The organism is Salinarimonas ramus, from assembly GCF_014645695.1.
In the GTDB taxonomy this organism is placed as follows: Bacteria; Pseudomonadota; Alphaproteobacteria; order Rhizobiales; family Beijerinckiaceae; genus Salinarimonas; species Salinarimonas ramus.
The window spans coordinates 1-8,723 of sequence record NZ_BMMF01000025.1; the positions used below are offsets into that span (position 1 = coordinate 1).

Annotated in this window: 12 protein-coding genes and 1 pseudogene; 6 read left to right on the top strand and 7 right to left on the bottom strand. The window is 67.9% G+C overall.

From position 1 onward, the window contains the following. Positions 1 to 7: 7 nt before the first annotated feature. The 4 genes and pseudogenes from IEX89_RS23900 (at position 8) to IEX89_RS23915 (ending at position 2,185) form a co-directional block, all read left to right on the top strand. Positions 8 to 307 (top strand): Atu4866 domain-containing protein, encoded by a 300-nt coding sequence (locus tag IEX89_RS23900; protein ID WP_188915819.1) that lies wholly within the window; start codon positions 8 to 10, stop codon positions 305 to 307. A 249-nt stretch (positions 308 to 556) separates the two neighbouring features. Then, entirely contained in the window at positions 557 to 979 is a 423-nt protein-coding gene (locus IEX89_RS23905; protein ID WP_188915807.1) for a hypothetical protein, read from the top strand. 221 nt (positions 980 to 1,200) lie between these two features. Continuing rightward, positions 1,201 to 1,647 (top strand): annotated as a pseudogene (locus IEX89_RS23910) (serine hydrolase); the annotation flags it as partial. Positions 1,648 to 1,759: 112 nt separating this feature from the next. Further along, positions 1,760 to 2,185: a GNAT family N-acetyltransferase gene (locus tag IEX89_RS23915; protein ID WP_188915809.1), complete on the top strand. Its 426-nt coding sequence runs from the start codon at positions 1,760 to 1,762 to the stop codon at positions 2,183 to 2,185. Positions 2,186 to 2,311: 126 nt separating this feature from the next. Here IEX89_RS23915 and IEX89_RS23920 read toward each other — a convergent pair whose 3' ends face one another. Together IEX89_RS23920 and IEX89_RS23925 are read right to left on the bottom strand one after the other, a co-directional pair. Then, positions 2,312 to 3,139: an ergot alkaloid biosynthesis protein gene (locus tag IEX89_RS23920; RefSeq protein WP_188915810.1), complete on the bottom strand. Its 828-nt coding sequence runs from the start codon at positions 3,137 to 3,139 to the stop codon at positions 2,312 to 2,314. After that, complete coding sequence (locus IEX89_RS23925; protein ID WP_188915811.1) at positions 3,132 to 3,578, bottom strand: nuclear transport factor 2 family protein; 447 nt, start codon at positions 3,576 to 3,578, stop codon at positions 3,132 to 3,134. Before IEX89_RS23925 ends, IEX89_RS23920 begins: the two co-directional genes overlap by 8 nt. Positions 3,579 to 3,635: 57 nt before the next feature. Between IEX89_RS23925 and IEX89_RS23930 the strand changes: the two genes are divergently transcribed. Further along, complete coding sequence (locus IEX89_RS23930; RefSeq protein ID WP_188915812.1) at positions 3,636 to 4,250, top strand: TetR-like C-terminal domain-containing protein; 615 nt, start codon at positions 3,636 to 3,638, stop codon at positions 4,248 to 4,250. 148 nt (positions 4,251 to 4,398) lie between these two features. On the opposite strand, the gene IEX89_RS23935 is transcribed toward IEX89_RS23930, so the two are convergent. Both IEX89_RS23935 and IEX89_RS23940 read right to left on the bottom strand, forming a co-directional pair. Continuing rightward, the gene (locus IEX89_RS23935; RefSeq protein WP_188915813.1) at positions 4,399 to 5,133 is read right to left on the bottom strand and encodes an SDR family oxidoreductase; all 735 of its coding nucleotides are present in this window, start codon (positions 5,131 to 5,133) and stop codon (positions 4,399 to 4,401) included. An 82-nt stretch (positions 5,134 to 5,215) separates the two neighbouring features. Beyond that, positions 5,216 to 5,509 carry a hypothetical protein gene (locus IEX89_RS23940; protein ID WP_188915814.1) on the bottom strand — a complete coding sequence of 98 codons (294 nt, stop codon included), beginning with the start codon at positions 5,507 to 5,509 and terminating at the stop codon, positions 5,216 to 5,218. A gap of 631 nt (positions 5,510 to 6,140) precedes the next feature. Between IEX89_RS23940 and IEX89_RS23945 the strand changes: the two genes are divergently transcribed. Next, positions 6,141 to 6,716 (top strand): TetR/AcrR family transcriptional regulator, encoded by a 576-nt coding sequence (locus IEX89_RS23945; protein WP_244645674.1) that lies wholly within the window; start codon positions 6,141 to 6,143, stop codon positions 6,714 to 6,716. Between the two features lie 37 nt (positions 6,717 to 6,753). Here IEX89_RS23945 and IEX89_RS23950 read toward each other — a convergent pair whose 3' ends face one another. The 3 genes from IEX89_RS23950 to IEX89_RS23960 all read right to left on the bottom strand — a co-directional run bounded on the left by IEX89_RS23950 (position 6,754) and on the right by IEX89_RS23960 (position 8,674). Further along, positions 6,754 to 7,611: an alpha/beta fold hydrolase gene (locus IEX89_RS23950; RefSeq protein ID WP_188915816.1), complete on the bottom strand. Its 858-nt coding sequence runs from the start codon at positions 7,609 to 7,611 to the stop codon at positions 6,754 to 6,756. A 154-nt stretch (positions 7,612 to 7,765) separates the two neighbouring features. After that, positions 7,766 to 8,197, bottom strand: coding sequence for a hypothetical protein (locus IEX89_RS23955; protein ID WP_188915817.1), 432 nt, complete (start codon positions 8,195 to 8,197; stop codon positions 7,766 to 7,768). Positions 8,198 to 8,416: 219 nt separating this feature from the next. Then, a complete protein-coding gene (locus IEX89_RS23960; protein ID WP_188915818.1) occupies positions 8,417 to 8,674 on the bottom strand; it encodes an Atu4866 domain-containing protein in 258 nt (85 codons plus the stop codon). Positions 8,675 to 8,723 lie beyond the last annotated feature (49 nt).

Here is an 8,723-nt window from a genome sequence, read left to right on the forward strand (position 1 = left end):
GTTCGCGATGCTCGCATTCGTGCTTGCGCACTTCGCCACGGAGAAGGCCATGAGTGTCGAGAGCCACCCTTATGTCGGCATGTGGGTGACGGCGGACGGCTACGTCCGGCATGAGTTGCTGCCGAATGGCCGATACGACGAAGCTCGGGGAACCCGTGAGAGCGCCTACCAAGGTCGTTACGAAGTCATCGGCGATCACATCCAGTATTGGGACGACACCGGATTCACGGCCGACGGCGTCTTCATCGACGGCGTGCTCCGCCACGCCGGGATGACTCTCCGTCGTCGCGAAGACGGCAGCCGGTAACAGTCCGGCGGAGGATCCGGTCGGCCAGGCCGACCGCCGGCCTCGGCGCCGGTTCTCGCCGCCTAGCTAGAGCGCGGCAGCGCGCATCACCGCAGATCGACATGACGACGGCTTGGCAGGCGCCGGGTCGGGAACGGCGCACGCGACCGCGCCGGCGACCGCCCACGCCTCCGCTCGACCGCGCGCAAGCGCACCTCCTTCAACCCTCGGCCGTACCGGGCCGATCCCGCACTCGAAAGGACCACGACCATGAACCGCATCTCCAGCACCCTCGCGGCGTCCGCCCTCGTTCTCGCCGGCCTCGCCGCTCCCGCCATCGCCCAGCCCCTCTCCGGGCTGAGCGACGAGCAGGAGATCACCCTCTACGATGCGCCTCGGCAGAACGACGGCTTCCACCGTGCGCCGCAACCGCGCCTCGACGTCTCCGTGACCGGCAGCCTCTCGGCGGCGCCCATCGCCGGCCTCGGCGCGCAGGAGCGGATCACCCTCTACGACGCGCCCCAGCAGGACGACGGCTTCCATCGCACGCCGCGGGCACGCCTCGACGTGTCGCAGACCGGAAGCCTCTCGGCGCCTTTCTCCGCTGGCCTGACCGCCGAGCAGGGGATCACCCTCTACGACGCGCCCCGGCAGAACGACGGCTTCCACCGCGACCCGGCGAACCGTCGATGACACCGGCCGGCTTCGCTTCGACGCGGTGACCCGCTCGAGCGAGCCGACCGCGACACGCTCCGATGCGCGGTCCCACCGCGCATCGGCAGCCCGCACACATTCGAAGACGACCGACGAGAGCGGTCGCTATTTCGATCCGGAGACATGGATGCACCGCAGATTCTTCCTCTTGGCCGCAGCTTTCGCGACGCTCGCGGCGACGGGCCTGCACGTGCGAGCGTCCGACGATCCGATCGCGTTTCGCGCGTTCGCTCGGCGACGACGTCACGCGTCTCGACCGGCGCGAGACGGCGCTCAACGAGGGCACGCCCGGCGATCTCCGCGACACGACGTTCCCGGCGGCCATGGCGGCGACCTTGGAGCGTCTGGTGCTCGGTGACGCGCTGTCGGTGAGGTCGCGCGCGCAGCTCACGCGCTGGCTTCTCGACAACGAGGTCGGCGGGCCCCTGCTTCGCGCAGGAGTGCCCGGCGACTGGCGGGTCGGCGACCGGACCGGCGCCGGCGGTTACGGCACGCGCGGCGCGGTAGCGATATTATGGCCGCCGAATCGTCGGCCTTTCGTCTCGGCGATCTATGTCACGCAGACGGACGCATCGATGGACATGCGCAGCGCCGCCATCGCCAGGCTCGGCGAGGCGATCGCCGCGGCTACCGAGCTGGCGCCGTGAACACGTCGCCAACGCGCGCCGCGAGCGACGTCGGCCAGCGGGCCGACGCGTCGGTCGGCTCGAGGCGTCGACGATGGAGCGCGCTCGCGGCTCCAAGGAAGGAACCACGCTCATGACCACTGCCATCTCGATCATCGACGAACCGTCGGACGACGTGCGAAACGCGATCCTCGCACCGCTCGACGTCTTCAGCAGGGAGCGCGGGTTCGCATTCGAACCCCGAACACTCGCCCTCGTGCTTCGGCACGAAGCTCATGTGGTCGGCGGCCTCGTCGGCCAGCTGAACTGGGATTGGCTGTACATTCAAATACTGGCGGTGCCAAAGTTTCTTCGCGGCGGCGGGCATGGGCGCGCCTTGGTCGAGGAGGCGGAGCGACGAGCCGTGGCTGCAGGCTGCCGCGGCGTGTGGGTCGATACGTTCACGTTCCAGTCGCCGGGCTTCTACGAACGGCTCGGCTACGAGCGCTTCGGCGAGTTGCCCGGCTATCCGGGAAACGAAAGTCGGCTGTTCCTTCGCAAGCTCCTCACGAAGCGTTGACCTCCCGCCGAGACGAGCCGACGGCGCCGGCCCGATGGCGAGCGATCGCGGCCCCGACGGCCGTTGCGCCGGTTGCGTTCGTGCAGCAGCACGGGGGCGCCGGCGCACGATTGCGGCGGCGTCCTCTCACCACGAAGACAGGCTACCCTCGGCGAACATCCGGAACGAGGTCGGCTCCCGGCCCGTCAGCCGGAGCACCTGATCGGTCGTGCGATCCTCGCCTCCGCCGCGGATGACCTCGTCGAGCTGCGCCAGCGCCTCGGCGTAGCTCCGCGGCAACCCCAGCGCCATGTGACGCCGGACGAGGTCCTCGGTGCCGAGCCTCACATGCCGGACGGGGCGCGACAGCAGGTGCGAGACGAGGCGCGCGACGTCGTCGTAGCTCAGCGCCTCGGGGCCGGTGAGAACGGCGTCCCCGTCGAGGGAGCGCTCGCCGGTCAGTGCCGCCACCGCCGCGGCGGCGATGTCGTCGGCGCTGACGAAGCCGACGCGGCCGGTGTCGGTCGCGCTGTAGATGGCGCTCTCCTCGCGAATGGTCCGGCCGTGCGGGCCGGTCGAGAAGTTCTGCATGAACCAGGACGGTCGCAGGACCGCCCATTCGGGCGCGTTCTCGGCCAGCCACGCATGGATTTCGCCCATCATATTGCCGCCGGGCGCGAGCTGCGACGAGCTGAGCAGCACGAAGCGCCGCGTGCCCGCCGCCATCGCCCGCTCGAGGATCGGCCGCATCAGCGCCAGATGGTCCGTGCGATCCGTCGGGGCGACCAGGTAGGCGGCACGGACGCCGTCGAAAGCGGCGGCCGACGCGGGATCCGCCCAGTCGAATGCCACCTCGTGATCCGCCGAGGGGCGGCGCGTGGCCACCGCGACGGCGATGCCGTGTTCCGCCAGACGCCGCGCGACGCGGCTACCCGTCGTGCCGGTACCGCCGGTGACGAGAATGCGCTCAGACACGGGGCGCCTCCTCGTCGAACGAGATGCCCGCCGCTTCGCTCCCCCCGAGCGCCGCGAGCGCGACCAGCGGGTTCCAATAGTCCTTGTAGCGCGCGATGCGCCCGTCCCGGAGGGTCACGACGGAGACGTAGGTCTGGTCGTAGGCGACGCCGGTCTCCACGCCGCGGCCTTCGCAGGTGAACTCGATCACGACCGTGTCGCCGCACACGTGCGCGGCTTCGAGATCGAAGCGGTCGAACGCGATCAGCGGGCCGAGCCGGGCGAAGTGCGCGGCCAGCCGGTCGCGCCCGTCGAGGCGCTTCGGAAGCCCCTCCGGCGCGTAGGGGAACTCGAAGATCACGTCCTCGGCGAAGAGATCGAGAATCTCGTCGGCGGGACCGAGCGTTGGGCCCAGCGCGCCCTTCAGCAGGTCCCCGAACGTATCGAACTTGCCAGCCATGGAATGCTCCCTTATCGGATGGAACGGTATCGTATCGACTAGGTGGAGGCGCCTCGGATGGAACGCAAGTGTTCCGACCAAAAAAAGAAGCGGACGCCGTCCGGCGCCGCCGTGCCGCGGGCCGAGCTGACGGACGCCCTCTACCAAGCCTTCTTCGCCGAGTGGGCGGAGAAGGGCTTCGCCGCCGTCAGCCTCGAGCGGGTCGCCGCCCGTGCGGGGGCGGGCAAGGCCGCGATCTACCGGCGCTGGTCGTCCCGCAGCGCCTTCGCCGCCGAGGCGGTGGAAGCGCTCGGCCTGCGGATGGCCGTGATCGAGGACCGGGGGTCGCTCGAGGCCGACGTGACGGACTTCCTGTTCCGGCTGCGCGTCGTGCTCCGGCATCCGCTGGTGCGGCGCATTCTGCCGGATCTGCATGCGGAGGCGGCGCGATCACCGGAGATGCGTGGGCTGAACACGCGGATCGCGTCGCAGAGGCGCGCTCCAGGAGCGGGCTTGCTGGAGCGAGCCGTGGCGCGCGGTGAGCTGCCCGCGAGCTTGGACACGAAGCTCGCGCTCGATCTGATCCCGGCGCCGTTGTACTGGCGGATGGTCGTCCTCGGTGCGACGCCCTCCCGCGCAGAGGTGACGAAGATGGCGTCGGCGGTCACTGCGGGGTTACGAGCGCTGGCGTGAGCCGGCGAAAGAGCCCACCTGCGAGCTTTCGTACGGCAGCGCCGACGCGTCGGCGCATGGCGCGGATGACCCATGCTCGGCGGCCGTCGTCGGCTATGCGAACGCCGCTCCCGTGCAGCCCCTGCCCATGGGAGCTGACGTGATCGACTTACCACGACTCGCGACCTTCCAAGGTGAAGAAGCCGCCGGCTGCGCCCGGCATCCGCAGCGCCACTTCGACCGAGGCCTTGGCACCTTCCGCCGGCGATTGTGCTCCCGGTCCACCGCCGTTCAGGTCAGTCGCGGTGAAGCCCGGGGCGACCGAATTGACCAGGATTCCTGTTGCTGCGAGCTCCTTCGCCAACAGGATGGTAGCCATGTTCAACGCGGCCTTCGAGCAATTGTAGCCGGTCAGTCGGACATGGCCGAACTCCCAATCGGAGTCGCTATGTCGCGAAAGGGACCCGAGGCTGCTCGAGACGTTCACTATCCTGCCAGCTTCAGATTTACGAAGCAGTGGAAGCATCGTCTGTATGACTTCGAGGGTCGAAAAGAAGTTGATTTCGAAAAGACGACGTACCTGAGCGAGATCCGCCGAAGCCGGAGGTCCGTCACCGCTAACGCCGGTTCCGGCATTTTTGACGAGTACGTCGAGACGACCAAATTTTGTTCTTATCTCCCCGGAAGCGTTGTTTCTGGACTTCGCATTCCCGATGTCCAGCTGCACGAACCGAGCGTCGACACCATGATCGCGCAAGCGGCTCGCAGCCATTTCGCCTCGTTCTCGATCCCTGGCGCCGACCAGAACGGTATGACCATCCGCGCCGATCTGACGAGCTGTTTCGTAACCGATGCCCTTGTTGGCGCCCGTTATCAATACGACCAATGAGTTGCCGAGTGCCATGTCGCTTACCTCCTGCGTCCTGCGATGCGAAACTCGTGATTGAGAGCGCGCCCGGGGTCGTCGGACCCCGGGCGAGCGATCGTCACCGACGGTTCGCCGGGTCGCGGTGGAAGCCGTCGTCCTGCTGCGGCGCGTCGTAGAGGGTGATCTCCTGCTCGTCGGTCAGGCCGACCGACCGGGCGAAGAGGCTGCCGGTCTCCGAGACGTCGAGGCGCGCGCTCGGCATGCGGTGGAAGCCGTCGTCCTGCCGGGGCGCGTCGTAGAGGGTGATCTCCTGCTGGGCGCTCGGCCCGGAGACGGGCTGGGCGAGGGCAGGCGCGGCGAGGCCGGCGAAAGCAAAGCCGGCAATGATGACCGTCTTGATGGTTGTTTTCATCGACGTTTCTCCTGAAATTAGTGGTTTCGTTCTGATCTCGTAAGCATGGAGGGAGGAACCATCAGCCCTCATGCTCGAGAACATTTTTGGATGTCCGAGCATGATCAGGCGCGCTCGTCCCAGCAGCCACCGAACGGATCTCGCGGAAGCGATCTCGTGACCGATGGAGAGATAAGAGCCCAATACATGGCCGAAGAGCTTTGTGATCGCGGCTTGGTGCCGGTTCCATCCCGAGTTCGGATCGGACTTGACCGTCGTCGAGTGCCCGACGCTGCGCTCACTCGGTCTCGAGCTTTCCTTCCTGCGCGACGAGACGATCGCGACCGTCTAGGCGTGCGCGCCACGCCGCCTTGTCAGCGTCGGGAGCACGACGCAAAAACGCCGTCGAGATCCGTTCGGGGTTGAAAGTAGGAGTGACCATTGTCGACCTATTGTGATCGGGGCAGGATTGCCCAGGTAAGGGATGGTCGGCGGACGTGCGATCCGCTGAACCTGCGGTCCTCAACGACCGCCGTGCGACAAGCGGAACGTTGATCCGCTTATGATCCTGAGATACGGAACGTTGTTCCGTTTGTCAACGGGGGTGTGGACGCGCGTGAGCTCGAAAGCGGAGGACCAGAACGCTCGGCGCGTGCGCGCCGACGCGCGCCGCAACGAGGACGCCGTCCTCGAAGCCGCCAAGATCGTCTTCGCGCGTTCGGGCGTGGATGCGCCCGTACGGGAGATCGCCCTGCAGGCGGGCGTGGGTGTCGGTACGCTGTACCGCCGCTTCCCCAACAGGGCCGAGCTCGTCGCCGCGGTGTTCCGCCGCGAGGTGGACGCATGCGCCGCCGCGGCGGAGGATTTCGCCGCGGAGCGGGCGCCGCTCGAGGCGCTGCGCGGATGGCTCATCCGCTACATGCAGTTCGTCGCCACCAAGCAGGGGCTCGCGTCCGCGCTGTATTCCGGGGATCCGGCCTTCGAAACTCTGCCGACCTATTTTCGCGCACGGTTCGAGCCCGCTCTCCAGTCCCTGATGAACGCAGCCGCCGAGACCGGGGAGATCGGCGCGGGCGCCGACGCCTACGACCTGCTCAGAACGGTCGGGAACTTGTGTATGGTCGCCGATGCCGACAGCCCCTGCCGGAGCGAGCGCATGGTCGGCCTGCTGATCGACGGCCTCCGCTACCGGGCCGGGACGTCCTCCGAAAGCGAACGGGGAGCGTGAGGCGTCCCGGCGGTCCCGAGCGGCGCCACGGCGAGACCTACAGATGTCCCTCGAGGAATGTCTTGATGAAGCTCGAGATCTCCTGGCTATGGGTCTCGAGCGCGAAGTGTCCTGCGTCGAGCAGATGCACTTGCGCATCGGGAAGATCACGTTTGTACGCCTCCGCCCCGGCTGGGATGAAGGCCGGATCGTGACGCCCCCATACGGCCAGCAGCGGCGGTCGATGATCTCGAAAATAGGCCTGGAACTCGGGGTAGCGCTCCAGATTGCTTCGATAGTCGAGGATGAGGTCCAGTTGGATCTCCTCCGCGCCAGGCCGCGACATCAGGGCGATGTCGAGCAGATAGCCGTCGGGAGCCAGCTGATCGGGGCGCGTTCCGGTTCGGTATTGCCAGTTCTCGATCACCGCGGCCGAAAGCGATTCCCGACAAGCCTCGCGGTTCGCCGCCGTCGGCTCGCGCCAATATGCCTCCCATGGCCCCCATTCGTCGCTGAAGCCGTCGAGGTAGGCGTTTGCGTTCTGGCTGATTATCGCCGTGACGCGCTCCGGCGACGCGGACGCCACCCTGTATCCGACTGGAGCGCCATAGTCGAAGACGTAAAGGGCGAAACGGTCGAGGCGGAGAGCATCCATGAACTCACCGATCACCTTCGCGAGCGAGTCGAACGTGTAATCGAAGACGCCGCGCTCGGGCGCGATGGTCTGGCCGAAGCCGGGGAGATCCGGAGCGATGACCCTGTAATCGTCCGCGAGCAGCGGGATGAGGTCGCGAAACATATGGCTGGACGATGGAAAACCGTGGAGCAGCAATACGACCGGCGAACTCGGTCGACCCGCTTCCCTGTAGAAGACCTTCACATCTCCCACCTGGCACGTTTTATATCGAACTGACATGCTACCTCTCCTGTCGTCGTCGGTATTCCCGGACGCCGCCGGGCACGCCCGAGGGAGCGAGCCGCTCCGATGGTCGGGGAGGCCGCCCTCGGGTCCGAGCGGGTTGCTCTGTCGAACGGTCGCCCGGGGCCGTGGGACCCCGGGCGAGCGATCGTCATCGACGGTTCGCCGGGTCGCGGTGGAAGCCGTCGTTCTGCCGGGGCGCGTCGTAGAGGGTGATCCCCTGCTCGGCGGTCAGGCCAGCGGAGAAGGGCGCCGAGAGGCTTCCGGTCTGCGACACGTCGAGGCGTGCCCGCGGCGTGCGGTGGAAGCCGTCGTTCTGCCGGGGCGCGTCGTAGAGGGTGATCTCCTTCTCGTTGGTGAGGCCGGCGGAGGCTCCCGCCGAGAGGCTCCCGGTCTGCGACACGTCGAGGCGCGCGCGCGGCATACGGTGGAACCCGTCGTTCTGCCGAGGCGCGCCGTAGAGGGTGATCTCCTGCTCGGCGGTCAGCCCCGAGGCGGGCTGGGCGAGGGCGGGCGCGGCGAGGCCGGCGAGGCCGGCGAGAGCGAGCGCGGACGCGGCGAGGGTGCTGGAAAAGCGGTTCATGGTCTTGGTCCTTTCGAGTACGGGATCGGCCTGGTGCGGCCGAGAGTTGAAAAGAGGTGCGCCTGAGCGCGGTCGAGCGGAGGCGCGGGCCGGCGCCGGCGCGGTCGCACGCGCCGTTCCCGACCCGGCGCCTGCCGGGTCTTGGTCATGGCGGTCGGCGGTGGAGCGCCGGCCTCCGAAGGCTCATCGAGCTGGTGGCCGGGGGGCCCGGCCGGACTGCTACCGGCCGCCGTCTTCGCGACGATGGAGGATCATCCCGGCGTGGTGGAGCACGCCGTCGACGAAGACGCCGTCGGCCGTGAAGCCCGTGTCGTCCCAGTACTGGATGCGATCGCCGCTGATTTCGTAGCGACCCCGGTAGGCGCTCTCGCGGTCGCCCCGGGCTTCGTCGTATCGACCGTCGGGCAGCAGCTCGTGGCGCACGTAGCCGTCCGCCGTCACCCACATGCCGACATAAGGGTGGCTCTCGACACTCATGGCCTTCTCCGTGGCGAAGTGCGCAAGCACGAATGCGAGCATCGCGAAC

Coding starts and splice junctions, on each gene's coding strand:
- IEX89_RS23940 (WP_188915814.1), bottom strand. CDS start 5,509: ATGAAAACAACCATCAAGACGGTCATCATTGCCGGCTTTGCTTTCGCC.
- IEX89_RS23930 (WP_188915812.1), top strand. CDS start 3,636: ATGGAACGCAAGTGTTCCGACCAAAAAAAGAAGCGGACGCCGTCCGGC.
- IEX89_RS23915 (WP_188915809.1), top strand. CDS start 1,760: ATGACCACTGCCATCTCGATCATCGACGAACCGTCGGACGACGTGCGA.
- IEX89_RS23905 (WP_188915807.1), top strand. CDS start 557: ATGAACCGCATCTCCAGCACCCTCGCGGCGTCCGCCCTCGTTCTCGCC.
- IEX89_RS23900 (WP_188915819.1), top strand. CDS start 8: ATGCTCGCATTCGTGCTTGCGCACTTCGCCACGGAGAAGGCCATGAGT.
- IEX89_RS23955 (WP_188915817.1), bottom strand. CDS start 8,197: ATGAACCGCTTTTCCAGCACCCTCGCCGCGTCCGCGCTCGCTCTCGCC.
- IEX89_RS23925 (WP_188915811.1), bottom strand. CDS start 3,578: ATGGCTGGCAAGTTCGATACGTTCGGGGACCTGCTGAAGGGCGCGCTG.
- IEX89_RS23960 (WP_188915818.1), bottom strand. CDS start 8,674: ATGAGTGTCGAGAGCCACCCTTATGTCGGCATGTGGGTGACGGCGGAC.
- IEX89_RS23950 (WP_188915816.1), bottom strand. CDS start 7,611: ATGTCAGTTCGATATAAAACGTGCCAGGTGGGAGATGTGAAGGTCTTC.
- IEX89_RS23935 (WP_188915813.1), bottom strand. CDS start 5,133: ATGGCACTCGGCAACTCATTGGTCGTATTGATAACGGGCGCCAACAAG.